This window comes from Paenibacillus sp. FSL H8-0283 (genome assembly GCF_045040675.1).
Classification (GTDB): domain Bacteria; phylum Bacillota; class Bacilli; order Paenibacillales; family Paenibacillaceae; genus Paenibacillus; species Paenibacillus amylolyticus.
On the sequence record NZ_CP150295.1, the window covers coordinates 1,986,116 to 2,005,310 of the forward strand.

A 19,195-nucleotide genomic window follows, 5' to 3' on the forward strand; every position below is an offset into this window, starting at 1 on the left:
ATATGATTTTCCGGATCAACTGTTGGTTACCGGGAATAGACCAGCTTGAGTTCCGGCCATGGCATCCATATTTTCGGCTCAGCCCCCCAACGAAAGGGCACCGGTAATGAAAAATAAAATCGGCCCTTCCTGTTTCTGTGATGATATGATGTCCGAATGGCAAGTTTATCATTTACGTGAAAAGGAGGAACCTGACATGATTAGTGAATTTCAGGATACAGTGCCTCAACCAACGGATGGTTTCCCGCCTGTGCATCTGGATAACAACAAGTACGAGAATGTACTGGAACATCTGGATAGCGGTATTATGTTGTTTGACAGTCACGGTGTATTGACGTTTATTAACGTTCAGATGGCAAAGTTGTTGGAACTTCCAAGAAGTCTGTTGAGCGGCTGCACCCTGATGCAAATGCTGCATCATCCGCAGATGAGCCGATTCAAGAAAAAGAAAATTTTACGTATCTATCGGGAAACTATTTTTCACCGTAAGCGCTATCATGAATTGATTGATGAATACGGAAGGCATTGGCTGGTTACTGTGACGTACGGTGATCAGATGGATGGCGACTTTTTGTTCAGCGTCAAAGATGTATCTGATTATAAACAAATTGAACAGACCGCTTATCAAAATGACAAACTTGCGATGCTGGGGCGAATTTCAGCATCTATTGCTCATGAAATTCGTAATCCGTTGACTGCAATCCGTGGGTTCATTCAACTGCTCAGGCCCCATTTGCTGCAGCTCGGCAAAGACGAGTACGCTCGAATCATACTGACGGAGATTGATCGGGCGAATGACATCATCTACGAATTTTTGAATTCTTCCAAACCGTCAGCTCCACAGAAGACCGTGATATCCGTCGACTCTTTGCTCAAAGAGGTGGTCTTGCTGACCGAAAGTGAAGGGTTGATGAAGGGATGCGAGATCGTACTGGATGAAGGGGATGCCCCGCTGAATGTGTCCATTGATGTCAAACAGATTAAGCAGGTTATTTTGAATATGGTGAAAAACGCAATGGATGCCATTGAGGAAGTTGGCGAAGAACATACGGGTCTAATTCGAATATCTACCGCCACGGAAAACAAGTTCGTACAGATCTCCATCGCGGATAACGGTCATGGGATGGACCATAACACGCTTGTACGTCTGTTTGATCCATTCTTCACGACCAAGGAGAGCGGAACGGGGCTTGGACTTTCGGTGAGTTACCGAATCATCAAGAACCATGGGGGCACCATCTCTGTGGATAGCAAAAAGGGCGAAGGCACGCGGTTTATAATTATGTTACCCTTGGTATATTGAGAAAAGCGGGGAGTTAAGGAGTTGGCCATTTGCCAACTCCTTTGTTTTATGTTGCTAATAACGGTTATAGTTAGTAATGAATGCGAATACATAAGCTCCATAACGGAAGGATGAGATGCAGATGGAAATCCAAGGAATGGAACGAATGAATCAACAATTGATGGATCATGTGGGAAAAGTGATTGTGGGAAAAGAGCATACGATAGAGCTGGTGATGACAGCGATCATAGCGTCAGGACATGTGCTGCTGGAGGATGTACCGGGTACCGGAAAAACGATGCTCGCCAAATCGGTAGCTTCCTCATTGGACTGCACATTCCAACGCATCCAGTTTACACCGGACTTGTTGCCCTCTGACTTAACAGGGATTCATTTTTTTAATCAAAAAGAAGGGGATTTTGAATTCCGACCCGGCCCCTTGTTTGCCAATCTTGTACTAGCCGATGAGATTAACCGGGCTACACCGCGTACACAATCAAGTTTGCTGGAGTGTATGGAAGAGCGCCAGATCAGTATCGACGGTTCAACGAGACAGCTGGAACGGCCATTCATCGTTATCGCCACCCAGAATCCTGTAGATAACCAAGGAACTTTTCCACTACCTGAAGCGCAGATGGATCGTTTTATGATGAAAATTCGCATGGGTTATCCAAGCAGTGAAGAGAGTGTAGAAATTTTGAGACGTACGGTAGCCAGTCGTTCTGTTGATGATCTCTCGGCAGTGATCAGTCGTGAAGAACTTTTGAAGGCGCAGGATACGTATAAAACAGTGCAAATCAACGAAGATCTGCTACGATATATCATTCAGTTAACCGAAGCGACAAGGCAACATCCAGAGCTCTCGCTTGGCGTAAGTCCACGAGGGGCTCAGGCATTACTCAAGGCAAGTCAGGCATGGGCTGCACTGCATGGCAGAGACTTTGTTTTGCCTGATGATATTAAAGTGCTGGCGGAACCTGTGCTGGCCCACCGACTGGTATTCCGTAACAGGATCAGACAACAAGAGGGCTTGGCGGAGCGTATCATCCAGGAACTTCTGAATCAGACAGAAGTGCCTACGGAGAATCTCGCTACAAGCGGGCGTTAATCTTATGGCATTATTATGGCTTGTCCTTGTTGGAGGCATTGTCGTTGTTATACATGGTGTGTGGTTTGGACGACCTGCACTGCGAAAACTCAGATACAGCAGACAATTCAGCAAGCTGCGTTGTTACGCTGGAGATGAACTTGAGATGGTGGAGACGATATCGAATGAGAAACGAGTCTCCGTACCGTGGCTCAGACTTGAATCGATGATGCCAGTGTCGTTTGTATTTCGTTCCGGCTCAGGTATGGATATTAGTCAAGGAGAAATCTATCAGAACCATAAGAGTATTTTTACGTTAAAACCGTTTACTCGTATTACGCGCAAGCATCCTTTTACATGTACTCAGCGTGGAATTTATCCATTAAATACAGCAACGATGACAGGTGGGGATCTCTTTGGCGTGTGGCGTTCCACCAAACCAATTCCTTTGCAAATGTCTATGATCGTGTATCCTTCATTAGTGAATGCAGAGGATCTTCCTGCAATTTATCAGGTATGGCAGGGAGAAGTGGAAGTATCACGATGGATCGTTGAAGATCCTTTCTTGATCCTGGGTGTTCGGCCTTATGGTGCAGGCGACCCCATGAATCGTATTCACTGGAAAGCGAGTGCACGTACAGGTGAATTACAAGTCTACAAACAGGGATGGACGGCTGATCCGCAATCCTGGATTGTAGTCAATATTCAGGAATCTGCAGATATGTGGAGTGTTGTTACTCGACCGGAAAAGATTGAGCGGGCACTTCGTTACGCTGCCACGGCTGCAGTGGATGCCATCGGTAGAGGGTTGCCAGCAGGTTTCGCCCATAATGGTTATCATGTGGGTGGAGGCCGCGATACACTTCGGATTGAACCGGATTATGGCACGCCCCATCTGGAACGGTTACTGGAAGCTATGGCTGAGACAGAATTGAAATGTATGGTGCCCATGGAGCAATTCCTGAATGATGAAGTACGTCTGAATGAAGAAGCACAGCAAATCCGCAGCTATCTGCTGATTACATCCTATGTATCTGCCGCTATGGAGCACGAGATTGCACGTCTGCACGAACAAGGACATCGTGTAACGATTCTCCCGGTAGAGGACGTGAAGGGTAATACGAAGGCGGTGAGTGCATGAGGAACAGACCGGTAGCAACGACCACAGGACTCATAACAATGCTTGCCGTCTTGATGGCTGGCATATACCTTTTTCCGATATTTACGCTTGCTTCATTCTACGCAATGGAACATTTGCCGTACACATTATTCATCCTGGTTGTTCTTGTAGGTTGGTTGGGACAATTCATTCAGCATAAAATTCCAGGTTTTAGCGAGAAAAGTACACTCATTCGTGGACTAGCGGCACTTGTCATAGGATTTCTCTTCGCACTCGTTGTTGGGTTGAGCCTTATTCTCCCGTTGCCGGATATCATCACATTGGTACTGTGTGGAGTCATCTCGGCTTATGCAGGTCTGACCCTCCAGCCAGTCTTTCATTCTGTATTGTTATGGCGCTTGCAGATTATGGGTGTAATCAGTGCAATCGTGCTTATGATTGCTTCGAATGCGTTGGAATTCATGCAGCCAATACGAACCTATACCCTATGGATCTATATTGCCGGAGTGATCAGCTTTGCCTTTTGGCTAGTTGGACGATATATGCTGCAACTGGATCAGGCAATACTCAATGACGGCAAGAGAAGATTGGTATTAAGAGATTTTGCACGTGCGAATCATCAGCGGTTCATGTGGATGTTTATTGTTATCGTAGCGATTGGTGCTTTCCCAAGTCTGGCTTCCTGGCTGGGACCGCTACGTGATCGCTTGCTCGCATGGATCAGGGGATGGTTTGGTCCGATTTCCGGCGAGGAGCCACGATTACCAATGGACAACCCCAATCAGCAGTTAAATATACCGAATGACTGGAGAGAGCCGCCATCCGAGCCCTCAGTCTTCTGGAACATCCTCGGATGGGTAGTGATGTGTGCTGTAGCAGGAGCAATTCTGTGGCTGCTTCTGAGGTTGGGACAAAAAACGATAAACAGACTTATGGACCGATTCAAGGGGATGTTACAACCAGGTGAAAAGAAGACAGAACCACGGACGGAGTATATCGATGTCAGTGAGACGCTTGATGCGCCAGCAAAAGTCCGAAAGAATTGGTTTCGCAAGAAAGAGGCGCCCCCTGCACAGGATGCCGAACGTGTTCGGTATTACTATCGGACTTGGATTGAAAGAGCAGCTCATCGAGGCGTGGAAATACAGGGGGCGCATACTCCGCTGGAGGCTGCACAGACCATTATTCAGAATGGTGTGAAGGTAGAAGAAGATGAGCTGTCTGCGAGACTGCCAGATACGTATAATGCCGTTCGTTATGGAGAGAAAGCTCTCGATCGTTCCGATATGGTTGAGATTGACCGAATCTGGAGATCTTATCGAAGTAAATAAGTCCGGAATCCCTTTACTTTTCTTGTCACGTTCAAGTATCATGAGAGGAATACACAAGTTGGTCAGAAAAGGAGCAGACATTAATGAAGACAAATCATTGCAAAATTGTAGATTGTACGATCCGTGATGGCGGATTGGTGAATAATTGGGACTTTAGCGTGGACTTTGTTCAACAGCTATATGCTGGATTGAATGAAGCCGGCGTTGATTATATGGAAATTGGATATAAGAACTCTCCGAAGTTGCTTAAAGGTGCCGAGGAAGCAGGACCATGGCGTTTCCTGAACGATGATTTCCTGCGTAAAGTTATTCCTCAAAAAGGCAATACCAAACTGTCTGCACTGGTTGACGTTGGACGTGTGGACGAAAATGACATCTTGCCTCGCAGTGAGAGCATGCTGGATCTGATCCGGGTTGCCTGCTACAGCAAAGATGTAGACAAGGCACTTGCACTGGTTCAAACATTCCATGATCGTGGATATGAAACTACACTTAATATTATGGCACTCTCCAATGTTATGGAGAATGAATTGCTGGAAGCATTTGAATTGATCAAAGAAAGCGCTGTGGATGTTGTTTACATTGTAGACTCCTACGGTAGCTTGGACCATAATGATGTGAAATATCTGGTAGAGAAGTTCAAGACTCACTTGCCTAACAAACGTCTTGGTGTTCACACACATAATAATATGCAACTTGCGTTTTCTAACACATTGGTTGCGGCAGAACTTGGCGTTGAACTGCTTGATGCTTCTGTGTATGGTATGGGCCGTGCTGCTGGAAACTGTCCAACCGAATTGCTCGTAGCTCATCTGAAAGGAACAAAATACAATCTGCGTCCAGTACTTGGTGTATTGGAACAGTTGATGGTTCCGCTCAGAGAAAAAGAAGAATGGGGTTACATTCTGCCTTACATGATTACAGGCGCGTTGGACGAGCATCCACGTTCAGCAATGGCGATTCGCTCATCGGAAGACAAGGATAAGGTTGTTGATTTCTATGATAAATTAACAACACCAGAAGTGAATTTTGATAAGTAATATAGTCTGAAATACAGTTGCAAAATAGGAAAACATGGACTCTAACTGGAGATCCATGTTTTTTTAGTTCTAAATGCCTTGTTTTTCTATATATTTGTGAATAAATATTCCTAGGAGTAACTATTTTTTAGTTCACGTATACAAAATTAAATGTTATTATGTACCAGATAGCATGTGTATGCATGTGAATTGAACGTTGGTTAATATGTTTTTTTGTCGAATCGTGTAGTAAGTTGTTGAGTTTGGTTAATGTAATTCAGGATAGGTGATCCCGGGAAGGAAAACACGGCATGAAGGTTAATCTGCAAGATCAGAGAAAAATAAGTTGGGTCGCTGTGGGCGGCTTATTATGTTTCCTCGCAAGTCAATGGTTTCGTTCTTCTTCAAGCTCTGATCTGATCATATCGGGTTACCCGGTTTTGACACTCTTGGGTGGATTTGCTGCGGTAGCGGCTTGTATCGGCATCTATAATCAAAGCTGGTTGTTTCGGACACAGAAGCTAACGCTTCGGAGGACATTATTGACAACACTCTTTTTATTGATTGGTCTGTTTGAACTGGTTCATATCGTTTCATTTGCAGAAGAGATTCCAAATGGAGCCATGATGGAATCGGAGTTCTCCTTAATGATGTCAACCATGGGATCTTTGGTATGTTCCGTAGGATTATTGCTCGTGTATACCTTAAATGAGAAAGAATTTGCATTACCACGCAAATTCTTGCTTTTAAGTGGGACATTGGGTACCTTTGTTATTTTGTACATATTGGCTATTCAGGAATGGAGCATGTTGCCGAGTATGCTTGATGGGGAAGTGCTTGGTGGTGTCTTCACCCGAGTTCATCTTATGGTTGGATTGCTCTATGGCATTATTTCAGTTCTTTTGTTTGTACAATGGAAAAAAACCAAAGACGGTGATTTACCAACCATTCTATGTGGCATTCTGTGTTTCTTTTTTGGTGAATGTTATTTTGTTTCAGCAACTGGGGTGAACGATCTCAATCTATTATTAGGATTGCTGAGTAATTGTATGGCATATTTTTTCATTCAAAAAGGGCTGTATACGTCCGTAGTGGACACACCTTTCCTGCAACAGCAGGTCGCGGAAGCCAAGATGAACTATATTGCTCATCATGATGACGTGACGGGACTTCCAAACCGTCGTCGCCTTTCACAGCAGCTGAAAAAGATGATGGATGATGCCGTGGTGCAGGAACAGCTTGTTGGTGTATTGGTCCTGAATATTAATCGGTTCAAGACCATTAATGATTCGCTTGGACAGCAAGCAGCTAACCGTGTTTTGCGTCAGGTAGGTCAACGACTGAAACAATTGTCCCTTCCAGGAGAAGAAGTCTTTGGATTGGGAAGAGATGAGTTTGCATTAACGATGACAGATTTCAGTTCAACCGATACAGCGTTGCGTCGGACAAGATCCATTTTGCAACTTTTTGAGAAGCCCGTCTTGGTTGATGGCAATGAGTATCATCTGACACTTGGAATTGGGATGGCCATTTTCCCACATGATGGGGAGTCACCACTGGAGATTATTCAAAATGCCGATACGGCTTTGCACAGTGCTAAGGAACAAGGAATGGAACTGAATCGTTTTGCCCATGCGATGCAGATGAAGGCACAGGAGCGTTTGCAGCTTGAGAACGATCTGCGCAAGGCGTTGGATCGAGGTCAGTTCTACCTGGTCTACCAGCCGCAGGTTAATCTGCAAAGTGGGCTAATCGTCGGCATGGAAGCTTTGGTGCGTTGGCAGCATCCGCAGCGAGGCTCGGTATCTCCGGCGGATTTTATTCCTCTGGCAGAAGAGAGTGGGCTCATTGTGCCACTAGGTGAATGGGTGCTTCGTGAAGCGTGTGCACAGAACAAACAGTGGCAGGAAGCCGGTTATCGTAAACTGTGTGTTTCGGTGAATCTGTCGATGAGACAATTCAGGCACTCCCATTTGTTGGACAATATCAATGGCATTCTCAAAGAGACGGGACTAGAGCCTGTATGGCTTGAACTGGAGATTACAGAGAGCATGACATTTGATAAAGACCGGTCATTCGAACAGTTGCGCAAAATCAAAGAAATTGGTGTGCATATCAGTATTGATGATTTTGGAACGGGATACAGCTCGTTGCACTATCTGAAGGATCTGCCGATTGATCGGCTTAAGATTGACCGTTCATTTGTGAATGAAGTCATGGAGGACAGCAATAACGCAGCGATCGTATCTACCATCACCTCAATGGCGCATCATTTACAACTGAAAGTCACAGCTGAGGGTGTGGAGAACGAAGATCAGATGGTCTTTCTTCGCAATCAACACTGTCACGAGGCTCAGGGTTATTTCTTCAGCAAACCGATTAAAGCCGCTGAATTTGAAAAGCAGTTTTTGAGAGATGTGGATAAGCCTACAGGATAGGGAACAGCGGGGGCGCGAGGGTGCTCCTGCTTTTTTTTGATGGATGCGTAATGAAAAAAATGGAAAATATGACTTGCATGCTATAGAGGATCATGGTATATTATTATTTGTAAAATCACTGTTAAATTCCTAAGGAACTTAACAATAAATCTTCAATCATGCGGGTGTAGTTCAATGGTAGAACTTTAGCCTTCCAAGCTAATAGCGTGGGTTCGATTCCCATCACCCGCTTAACGAAGCAGTACCGGAGTCCTTGCGATGCAGGGGCTTTTTCTATTGCGCTAAAGGAAATCCCGTGGTAACAGCGATCAGAAGATTGTTCTATTTTAGGAGTGGCGAGTAAGTAAGTATTCTTTAGTTTAAATTATGTACCCTTTGCTTTTTTACAATGTTCTGGTACAATAACGGAGAAATTGATACTACACATGAATGAGAGGTAACCATACGTCCCATGAAGTAAAACACATGAATTGAACCCCAGTTAACTGCAGACGGTTTTATGACGCAGTCAGCCAGAGCGGCTGAGCAATGAGGGGATTCGTGTGTCCAAATTCAGCTATGGGAAAAGGTATGGAGCAAGTAAGCCATTGAGGTTTACGTGTACCCTGTATTTTGGGTTTCTTTGTTCATGCCGTAGCTTACCTTAGATCTGTCTTTGAATGCTTGATCCAACCCTGAATTGCCAAACCGCCGGCTGATGCCAGCGGTTTTTTTTGTTCAGCAAAAAGGATGCAGGAAGGATGAGGCCTCATGATGACATTGGTACGCTTACATGAAGTATCAAAAGAGTGGAACGGTATTGAATTGTTTACAGGATTGAATTTGGAGATTAATGAGGGCGAACGACTCGCCATTTTGGGTCGCAACGGATGCGGCAAGACAACGTTGTTACGCATCATTTTGGGTGAGGAGCATGGTGGTGGACGGATTGAACGTCATATCCCTCAGCAGGAATGGGGGTTCATGCGCCAGCGCTCGGAGATTGAGACCGGGATGAATGTACTGGATGCGGTCCGGCGTGAGAGCGGTCAGATCTATGAAGTGAAACGGAACTTGGAAGAACTGGAACAACGTTTGAGCATGAGCACTGAAGCGGATGAAGAGCTGCTTGCAGCTTATACACTAGTGATGGAGCAATATGAACAGTTGAACGGTTATATGTGGGAGACTGAGGTAGAGAAAGTACTGACCCGCCTTGGATTATCCGCAGAGCATTGGAATAGACCCTATCATTCCTTGAGTGGTGGACAAAAAACAAAGGCTCGTTTGGCGGGGCTACTTGTCAGCAAACCCAAGTTCCTTATCCTGGATGAACCGACGAATCATCTGGATGAGGGAAGCATGCGTTGGCTGGAAGAGTGGTTATCCTCATATGAAGGTACACTGTTATTTGTATCACATGATCGTACGTTTATTGATCAGGTAGCAACAGGAGTCATTGAGTTCAGTCCGGATGCCCTGACCAAATACAAGGGCGGATACTCCGACTACAAGATCCACAAAGAGCGTGAATTACGCGAACAGGAAACGATCTACCGCAGGCAGGAATTGGAACGTAAGGCGTTGGAAGAAACGATTCGAAATTATCAGGAATGGTTCCATAAAGCGCATAATTCGGCGACTGATGTGGAGGTGAAGATCACCCAGAGTTTCTACAAAGCCAAAGCCAACAAAAATATTTCACGTTACCACGCGAAACAAAAACAGCTGGAACGTTTGGAGCGGGAACGGGTGGATAAACCTCGTGAAGCTGCAAAGTTGAACATGGAATTACAGATGAATCCACTGGCTGCACGCCAGCTGCTTGCGCTGGAAGAGGTGAGTTTTTCATATACGGGAGACAAACCATTGCTGCGCGATCTTCGGATTGCTGTGGAACGTGGAGATCGGCTTGCTGTACGAGGTCCTAATGGAACGGGCAAGACAACACTGCTGAAGTTGATGATTGGTGAACTGGAACCTTCTCAAGGCAAGGTCACACGGCATCCACAGCTGAAAATGGGTTACTTTTCACAGGAGCTGGAAGGGCTCCCCGAGAATCAGACGCTGCTGGACAGCTTGCTTACTCTTCCATCCATGACACAAAGTGCGGCACGTACCATTCTGGGATGTTTCCTATTTTCCAGAGATGATGTATTCAAGCGCATTGGGGATTTGAGCATGGGGGAAAAGTGCAGAGTGGCATTTCTGAGACTGTACTTTGGCGGAGCCAATCTGCTGGTGCTGGACGAACCGACCAACTATCTGGACATCGATACCCAGGAAGTCATGGAAAATGTATTAAAACAGGCTTCAGGTGCTTTGGTGCTTGTATCCCATGACCGGATGCTGACGAAGTCACTCGCGAATCGGTTATGCGATCTGGAGGCTGGTGGCACAGCAACTCTGTTTGAAGGAGGTGTGTCGGATTGGGAGCAGTCCACCAAACTTCGGGAGGTGGCGCTGGAGACCCGGGAATCCGATGACGAGCGGTTACGATTGGAGATGCGCCTATCGGAGTTGCTGTCTCCTGTGAGCACTGCTGGAAAAGACAGTCTGATACAGCCCGAGCATTCGAATGAGCGAGCAGTCGAGGCAGCTGAGATTCGCGAAATCCAGCAGCGCCTGAAACAATTGAAAGATAAGGGTGCAAGCATAAATTAGAACATGGACGGCTTGCTATTTCGATCAATTTTGCATATAATTATGAACGATCATCGATGATTACATCGATATAGGTAAGTGTTCAAAAAGATCGGTTTTCAGTACCAAGAAGATGGGATGAAGCTAGAAATGGAGTAGCGGAGCGTAGGAAAACTACGTGAGCAACTACAATGTTTCCGAAGGAAACATACTTCGTAAGCATTTGCTTATTCGGCTGAATGCCATATTCGACGCTGATGATGCCGTCAGGCATCATTCGTAATCAAAAGCGGACTTTTTGACAACCTCTAGAGGTTTAACTTAAAAGCAAACGTGATGATGGAGATAAGTAAGCAGTGCCTCTGGACAGGGAGGAAGCGCCGTAGATTGAGAGCGTTTCTGTAGAACAAGGCTGCCGAAATTCACTCCGAAGCGGTTCCCTGAACCTGTTTGTGTGCAGACACAGAGGCAACAGTAGGGGCAAACGGTTAACGGTCGTTATTCCGTACAAAGTGAGACAGAACCAGTTGCAGGCCAGAAGGGTCACGCAGCAATGGATGTCTAACAAGGGTGGTACCACGGTCTTTTCGTCCCTTCAGGGGAGAGAAGGCCTTTTTTTGTTGCAAAAACACCACAAAAAGGGGGCAATTACACATGAAAGAACGTTTAGAGGCATTGAAGATCGAAGCGCTGGAGCAGTTGTCTGGTGTGAATGATCCGCAGACGCTCAGTGATCTGCGTGTAAAGTATTTGGGGAAAAAGGGTGCATTGACTGAAATTTTGCGTGGTATGGGTGCACTTAGTGCGGAGGAACGTCCAGTTATTGGTCAAGTAGCCAATGATGTTCGGGCTGCCATTGAGGAAGTCATCGACAGCAAGCAGGATCAGTTCCAGAAGGAAGAGACGGCGAAGCGTCTGCAATCCGAGAAAATTGATGTGACTCTGCCAGGACGTCGTGGACGTCAAGGCGGGCTACATCCACTGACCAAAGTGGTACAGGAGATCGAAGATATTTTCATCGGTATGGGATACCGCGTTGCGGAAGGTCCTGAAGTCGAAATGGATTATTACAACTTTGAAGCATTGAATCTGCCGAAGAATCACCCGGCGCGCGATATGCAGGATTCTTTCTATGTTACCGAAGACTTGTTGATGCGTACCCATACATCTCCGGTTCAAGTACGTACCATGCAGAGCATGAAGGGCGAAGTGCCTGTCAAAGTCATCTGCCCAGGTAAAGTATACCGCCGTGATGATGACGATGCGACACACTCTTTCCAATTCAACCAGGTTGAAGGATTGGTCATTAGCGAAAACATTCGTATGAGCGATCTGAAAGGAACCCTACTGCAATTCGTACGCGAAATGTTCGGTTCCCACACAGAAATTCGTCTGCGCCCAAGTTTCTTCCCATTCACAGAGCCAAGTGCGGAAGTGGATGTAACTTGTGTACAATGTGGCGGCAGCGGCTGTCGCGTATGTAAGCAAACAGGCTGGCTTGAAATTTTGGGCGGCGGTATGGTTCACCCGAAAGTACTGGAAATGGGTGGATACGATCCGGAGAAATACAGTGGTTTTGCATTTGGAATGGGCGTAGAACGTATTGCGATGCTGAAGTATGGTGTCGATGATATCCGTCACTTCTACAATAGCGATCTGACCTTCCTGAAGCAATTTGGACGGCTGTAACTTTAAGACAAGAAAGATTAACCATATATAGCAAGCGAATGAACCGAGAACACCAATTTATAGATGAAGGAAGTGAACGTCCATGAGAGTATCGACAGATTGGCTGTCTGATTATATTTCCCTTGAAGGTGTGACGCCACAGGAATTGGCTGAGAAAATCACCCGTGCGGGTGTCGAAATTGATGTAGTGGAGAACCGCAACAAGGGCGTCAATAAAGTTGTTGTAGGTCATGTGAAGAGCAAGGAGAAACACCCCGATGCAGACAAACTGAATGTATGTGTCATCGATGCTGGTCAGGAAGAAGATCTGCAGATCGTGTGTGGTGCGAAAAATGTGGATGCAGGCCAAAAAGTAGTCGTAGCCCTGGTTGGAGCGAAGCTCCCTGGTGGATTGGATATCAAAAAAGCCAAACTGCGCGGTGTTGTATCCCTTGGCATGATCTGTTCCGCCAAAGAGCTGGGCATGAACGATAAATTGTTGCCGAAAGATCAGCAGGAAGGTATTCTCGTTCTGCCGGAACAAACAGAGGTTGGCACGCCAATCAGTCAGGTTCTTGGTCTTGACGATCATGTTCTTGAACTGGACCTGACACCGAACCGTTCCGACTGTCTCAGCATGCGTGGTGCAGCTTATGAAGTGGGTGCCATTCTGGGTCGTGAAGTGAAGCTGCCAAGTCCCAAAGACCAACTGGTTGAAATTGGTGATGTAGCCGCGAATCATATCTCTGTAGAGATCAAGGCACAGGAGCAATGCATTCACTATGCAGCTCGTTATGTAACTGGCATTAAGCTGGGTGCTTCCCCGCTGTGGATGCAAAACCGTCTCATGGCGGCAGGTGTTCGCCCAATCAATAACATCGTTGATATCACGAACTATGTCATGCTGGAATACGGTCAACCGCTACATGCATTCGATGCGGATAAGCTGGAAAAGGGCCATATTGAAGTGCGGATGGCCAACGAAGGCGAAACGATTGTTACGCTGGATGGACAGGAGCGCAAGCTGGAGCCACACATGTTGCTCATCACGGACGGCGTGAAACCTGTAGCCATCGCTGGGGTTATGGGTGGCGAGAATTCCGAGGTATCGGAAGACACGGTGAATCTGTTGCTGGAGTCCGCCAAGTTCGACGGCGGAACCGTTCGGAAAACGTCGCGCCAACTGGGGCTACGTTCCGAAGCAAGCATGCGTTTTGAGAAGGAAGTAGACCCGGGTGCGGTGATTACAGCTTTGGATCGTGCGGCTGAACTGATTCAGCGTTATGCTGAAGGTGAAGTGCACCAGGGAATCGTGGAAGCTGGAGCAGAAGCTGCGGAGAAACGTGTAATTCAATTGTCGCTGGACAGACTGAATCGTTATCTGGGAACTGATCTGTCTTTGCTTGAGGTAAAAACGATCTTCGCTCGCTTGCACTTTGCATGTGGTGATGCTGATCAAGGATTGCTGGATGTGGAAGTGCCAACACGCAGAGGGGATATTACGCTTGATGTAGACTTGTTTGAAGAGATTGCACGCCTGTACGGATACGACAACATTCCAACCACATGGATTGAAGGGCCGACGACTCCAGGGGCATATACACGCTCTCAAGCAATGCGCCGCACGATTCGTGGATTGCTCTCAGGCAGTGGCTGGCAGGAAATGATCAGTTACTCCTTTGTACACCCGGATAAAGCGACATTGTTCCCGGCATTGACACAAGGCAGTAAAGCCGTGAAACTCGCGATGCCTATGAGCGAGGACCGTAGTGTGCTTCGTACGAGCATTTTGCCGCAAATGCTGGATGCAGCGGTGTATAACATGAACCGTAAACAGGATTCACTGGCTGTATTTGAAGTGGGCAATGTGTTCTTCACTGAAGAAGATCAGTTGACCAAGCAACCACATGAGATTCCGGTACTGGGCTTGTTGCTCACCGGTAATCGTGCAAGCCAGCAGTGGAATGTTGGAGCGGAGAAAGTAGACTTCTTCGATCTGAAAGGTGCTCTTGAGCATCTGTTCGCCTATGTGGGGCTTGAACAACGCATTCGCTTGGTAGCAAACAGCCCTGAAGGATTCCATCCGGGACGTTCCGCATCGGTTTACCTGGAAGGTAAGGATGGCGGGGAAGGCACATTGATCGGTACATTGGGTCAATTGCATCCGGAACTGCAACAGCAGTATGATCTGAATGATGTGTACATCGCAGAGATTGCACTTGAATCGATCTACAATGAAGCAGACGCTGACATTCGTTATCGTGAACTTCCGCGTTTCCCAGCCATGGAACGTGATATCGCGGTTGTTGTGAATGAGGATATTGAAGCAGGAGATATGCTGCGCACCATTCGTGAATCGGCGGGTGAATTGTTACAAACTGTACAGGTGTTCGATGTGTTTACTGGTAGTAAACTGGGTGAAAACAAGAAAAGCGTGGCGATGGCACTGGTATACCGGAATCGTGAACGTACACTGACCGATGAGGAAGTTACTGAAGTTCATGCCCGTGTAGTGACTCGTCTGGAAGAGCAATTCGGAGCGGAATTGCGTAAATAGGACAAAAGAAGATTTTTTGAACAAAGATTAGCAGGAATTGTTTGAAGTCACATCGAATCCTTAGCATTAGAGGATCGATGTGACTTTTTTGTGATTACAGCTTAGAATCAACATACAGACTTGAAGGAGGGCACAACTGTGACTACACCTGATCGTACACGCGTCACCGTAGAGATCTACGGGACTTCCTATAAACTGGTTGGCAGCAGTGCCGACTATATGAAACAAGTAGCTAACCTGGTGGATGAGCGTATGGGCGCAATCTCCAAGCAAAATTCCCGTCTGGATACTCCGCGTATTGCGGTACTGGCGGCTGTACATATGGCTGAACAGTCTCTTCAGACTCAGGAAATCCGTAATGAACTGAAGATGCTCACTGGAGAACGTACAGAACTGAGAAACGAATTGAATCGGTTGAACGCCATACAAAATGAACATCAACAAGAATTGGAACGGCGTGACCAGGCTCTTGCTGATTTGCAACAGCTGAAGATTGAAGCAGAGCAGGCCTTGCAAAAGTCCGAATCGGACAAAAATTCAGAGATAGCCAAGTTGAATAAGCTGCTGGAGCAAGAACGCGCTCAAGCAACGGAGCGAGTGCAGAAATTGCAGGCCCAAGCGACAGCACAACTGAAGGAAGCAGAAGCCAAGGGAACGAAACAGCTGAAGGAAATGGAAGAGAAAGCGGCTAACCAGCTTAAAAATGCACAGGCACAGGCTGCTTCCCAGCTCAAAGAAGCTCAGAACCGTTCTGCAGCCGAATTGCAGCAGGCGCAGGCCAAAGCTGCGGCGCAATATAAAGAGTTGCAGGACAAGACTGCAGCTCAATTAAAAGAAGCCGAAAGCCGTGCCGTTGCAGAACGTCAACAGATTGAAGCCAAGGCTGCGCAGCAGGTCCAGACAGCCAAGGAAGAAGCCGAGTCGGCCATTTTGTCCGAGTTGGAGCAGGCAGAGAGCAATCTGAAGAAAGCTCAGGAAGAAGCAGCGCTGCAATATAACGAACTTCAGCAACAGATGGAACTTCGTCTTCAACAGGCTGAAGAAAAAGCGCTGCAACAGACACAAGAGCTCACGGATCAGGCGAATCAGGAACGGTCTGCCTTACAGGAACAAGCGGAGCAGAAGCGCCTGACTGAGATAAATCAGTTGAATGCGGAGTTCAAGGCGTTATCCGAGCAGTTGGAACTCGAATGGATGGAGAAAGAAGCAGCCTTCGAGGAACAATTGCAGCAAGCCAAGGAAGCAGCAGCGTCCCAAGCGAAAGAAGCCGAAGCGGCGGCAGAGGCCTTGTTGCAAGAAGAACAGGGCAAGCTCAAACAGCAACTTGAGGAACAACGTAAACAGGCGGAGACTCGACTATTAGATGTCGAAGAGCAATTAGAAGAAGTGATGACCCAGCTCATCAGTGCACAGGACATGGTTGCAGAGCAAGAACAGCAGCTTCAGCACGAGCGTGGTCAATTGGAATCGTTACGTCATGAGCATGGGGTCCGTAAACAGGAGCAGGAAGTTCAGACTCGCCGTATTACGGAACTGGAGCAACAACTGGAGCAGTTGAAAGAGGACCGTTCCCAGTTGCAGGAGCTTCTGCGTGAAACGGAACAGGCTGCCCAGCAATCCCGTGATTCACAGGAACAATGGAAGCAGAAGTATAATGAAACTGTGGATAGAGAAACCTCTCTCACAGCACAGCTACGCAAACTTCAGGAGCAACATGCACAGCTTGAACAGGAAGCCCAAAAGCTTCGTGAGGCTGAAGTGAAGTCGGAAGAGGAACAGCGCAGACTGCATAAAGTGCTTGAACAGGCTCATGCTGCGGTGCGTACATTGCAGAATGAGATCGGCACGCTTACGGAACGTGAGCAGTCCTTGAAGGATCTTGCTGAGCAGCGATTGGCTGAGATCGGAGACCTGGAGAATCAGATTCTTGAAGTTGCTGAACAAAATGAAACGTTGGAGTCTGGTGTGCAATCCCTTCATGATGAATTGTCCGTGGTGAAGGAAGAGTCTCGTTTCAACCATGAAGAGGCTGTGCAATACCAGAAGGATGCAGAGCTTTTGGAAGAGAAACGCAATCAGCTTGAAGGTGAGCTAAATGTTGTTCGGGAAGAGCTGAATCGACTTCAGGATAACTATAAACAAATCCGTAATGATTACAGTGATGCATTACAACGTGAAGAGAATTACAGTTCCAAGCTGGATGAACTGAGCAAGGAGAAACAGGAGATTGTGAACGCACTTGAAGAAGCAAGTCAATCTTCAGCTAAACTTTCCGAGCGTTACTCTGAGCAAGAGAACCGGCTAGCCCAGACTGAGGAAGAAGCGTTGGAGTGGCAGATCAAATACGAAGAGCTGTCAGCCAAACAGGCCGAGTTGGCATCCCGTCTGGAACAGTTGACGAGACGTGAAGAAGAACTTCGCTCAAGTGTTGAACAAGCAGAGCAGAACGACCAGGTGTGGCAACGCCGTGCAGATGAATGGGCGGCTCAGGAACAATCCTGGCAGGAACGCTGGGCTGCACTTGAGAATGAACTGACGGTTTGGAAGAGAGAAAGTGCTGCAAGTAGTGAGTTGCTGGAGGGACTGGAGCAAGAACGACAGCAGCTGGACAAGTTACGTGCAGAAGCGACCCAAGAGAAAGAGATCATGGAAACTGAACTGCTTGAGATGGGGGAGCGTTACGAACTAGCGGCCAATCAATTACGTTTGTTACAGGTTGAACGTGAAATGGAGCAGGAGAAGGCAGAGCAGCTGAACACGGAATATCGTCAGTTGCATGATGAATATACGAAATTGCAGACGGAATATAACGAATGGATTGAATTGATTGAACAGGACCAGACCTAGCGGAATGAATGTAGCAGAACTGGCTCGTGGGCAACGTACTCTGGTACAATTTGTTATACTAAAGAAGGAGCTCCCGTCGCTGCGGGGGCTCCTTGTCTTGAATACTATTCTTCAACGATAATTTTGGAGATCATGCTGCTGTGTCCTGAACCGCAGAAGACAGAACAGGACATTTCAAACTCACCAGCTTTGTCCGGGGTTATGACTTTGGAGCTATTTCTGGTATCCAGTTGAAGATTCAGCTCAGGCACCAGGATACCGTGATTTCCGTTTTCATTTTTATAAACAATGTTAACGGGAACGCCTTTTTTAAGATGGTACTCAGGTTGATCGAATTCATAGTTACTCGCCTTGATGACCAATTCTTCACTGGCTGTAACTCCAGCATCAGCATCGGATCCATTGCTGCCAGATTCTGCGGACTGTTTCACTCCTCCACATGCAGTGAGGACCAGAATTAACATACAGGCAGCAAGCCATGTTATGCCTTTCTTCATCATGTGCCTCCTTAAAGCGTGATATGGATAAAATTTGAATGATTGCTCCAGTCATCATACCGCAATATGTGGATGCCTGTACACGCTGCGTATGTCGTTTTTTTGAAAATTGTACGTGTACGGCAGAGCGTGTGCACTGCCTGAATGAAATAAACCCCTTCCGGCCCAGGGCCTTCAGAGGTTTAGGAGAATACATGGGGACGTTAAGGTGAAGTGGAGATTAACTTTTGGAGCTTCGTCCGGCATCAAAAGGGGTGGATACCGGGATGAAGAGATCGATAATCCCGATAACCAGTGCAGCGAGAATGGCACCGAGCAGGCTGACTTCAACATGATCTACAACATATTGACCAAGCCAAATCACCAGTGCGCTAACGATAAATCCGACAATACCGCGACCAAACGGGTTGACTCTTTTGCCGAAGATACCTTCAACGATCCAGCCGAGCAGGGCAATGACAAGAGCAAGCAACAGAGCGCTCCAGAAGCCACCAACGGCGAATCCGGGAACGATCCAGCTGACCACCATTAATACAATTGCAGCGATGACAAATCGCACGACATGTCCCAAGAAATTCATGGTGTTTACCTCCTTTTATTCGGATTGAACTGAGCAGGGCAACTCCAAGGGGATGGAGAGGTTGCACAATCCTGACACCTGTAGTTTGTGGTGTTATTGTTGAAGTTATGTGTGGAAGGATTCGTTAAATAGCGTAAGAAAGTTTCT

At 46.9% G+C, this 19,195-nt stretch carries 12 protein-coding genes and 1 tRNA gene; 11 read left to right on the forward strand and 2 right to left on the reverse strand.

Annotation, left to right across the window (positions count from 1 at the left end):
- Positions 1 to 196: 196 nt before the first annotated feature.
- The 11 genes from MHI52_RS09140 to MHI52_RS09190 all read left to right on the forward strand — a co-directional run bounded on the left by MHI52_RS09140 (position 197) and on the right by MHI52_RS09190 (position 17,971).
- Positions 197 to 1,303: a PAS domain-containing sensor histidine kinase gene (locus tag MHI52_RS09140; protein ID WP_036610143.1), complete on the forward strand. Its 1,107-nt coding sequence runs from the start codon at positions 197 to 199 to the stop codon at positions 1,301 to 1,303.
- Between the two features lie 121 nt (positions 1,304 to 1,424).
- On the forward strand, positions 1,425 to 2,390 hold the full coding sequence (locus MHI52_RS09145; RefSeq protein ID WP_017689647.1) for a MoxR family ATPase: 966 nt from the start codon (positions 1,425 to 1,427) through the stop codon (positions 2,388 to 2,390).
- 4 nt (positions 2,391 to 2,394) lie between these two features.
- Entirely contained in the window at positions 2,395 to 3,510 is a 1,116-nt protein-coding gene (locus MHI52_RS09150; RefSeq protein ID WP_036669763.1) for a DUF58 domain-containing protein, read from the forward strand.
- Positions 3,507 to 4,820: a DUF4129 domain-containing protein gene (locus MHI52_RS09155; RefSeq protein WP_405158901.1), complete on the forward strand. Its 1,314-nt coding sequence runs from the start codon at positions 3,507 to 3,509 to the stop codon at positions 4,818 to 4,820. The genes MHI52_RS09150 and MHI52_RS09155 overlap by 4 nt, the downstream gene beginning before the upstream one ends.
- Positions 4,821 to 4,903: 83 nt before the next feature.
- On the forward strand, positions 4,904 to 5,860 hold the full coding sequence (locus tag MHI52_RS09160) for an aldolase catalytic domain-containing protein (RefSeq protein ID WP_047842252.1): 957 nt from the start codon (positions 4,904 to 4,906) through the stop codon (positions 5,858 to 5,860).
- A 290-nt stretch (positions 5,861 to 6,150) separates the two neighbouring features.
- Positions 6,151 to 8,277, forward strand: coding sequence for an EAL domain-containing protein (locus MHI52_RS09165; RefSeq protein WP_405158902.1), 2,127 nt, complete (start codon positions 6,151 to 6,153; stop codon positions 8,275 to 8,277).
- A 160-nt stretch (positions 8,278 to 8,437) separates the two neighbouring features.
- Positions 8,438 to 8,508 (forward strand) — tRNA-Gly (locus MHI52_RS09170).
- A 519-nt stretch (positions 8,509 to 9,027) separates the two neighbouring features.
- A complete protein-coding gene (abc-f, locus tag MHI52_RS09175; protein WP_405158903.1) occupies positions 9,028 to 10,920 on the forward strand; it encodes a ribosomal protection-like ABC-F family protein in 1,893 nt (630 codons plus the stop codon).
- Between the two features lie 633 nt (positions 10,921 to 11,553).
- Positions 11,554 to 12,588, forward strand: a complete 1,035-nt coding sequence (pheS, locus tag MHI52_RS09180) for a phenylalanine--tRNA ligase subunit alpha (protein WP_047842255.1) — start codon at positions 11,554 to 11,556, stop codon at positions 12,586 to 12,588.
- Between the two features lie 82 nt (positions 12,589 to 12,670).
- Positions 12,671 to 15,124, forward strand: coding sequence for a phenylalanine--tRNA ligase subunit beta (gene pheT / locus MHI52_RS09185; protein ID WP_405158904.1), 2,454 nt, complete (start codon positions 12,671 to 12,673; stop codon positions 15,122 to 15,124).
- A 138-nt stretch (positions 15,125 to 15,262) separates the two neighbouring features.
- Complete coding sequence (locus MHI52_RS09190; RefSeq protein WP_405158905.1) at positions 15,263 to 17,971, forward strand: hypothetical protein; 2,709 nt, start codon at positions 15,263 to 15,265, stop codon at positions 17,969 to 17,971.
- A gap of 104 nt (positions 17,972 to 18,075) precedes the next feature.
- On the opposite strand, the gene MHI52_RS09195 is transcribed toward MHI52_RS09190, so the two are convergent.
- Together MHI52_RS09195 and MHI52_RS09200 are read right to left on the reverse strand one after the other, a co-directional pair.
- The gene (locus MHI52_RS09195; protein WP_405158906.1) at positions 18,076 to 18,471 is read right to left on the reverse strand and encodes a cytochrome C oxidase subunit II; all 396 of its coding nucleotides are present in this window, start codon (positions 18,469 to 18,471) and stop codon (positions 18,076 to 18,078) included.
- A 217-nt stretch (positions 18,472 to 18,688) separates the two neighbouring features.
- Positions 18,689 to 19,048, reverse strand: a complete 360-nt coding sequence (locus MHI52_RS09200; protein ID WP_036610114.1) for a phage holin family protein — start codon at positions 19,046 to 19,048, stop codon at positions 18,689 to 18,691.
- Positions 19,049 to 19,195: the final 147 nt, after the last annotated feature.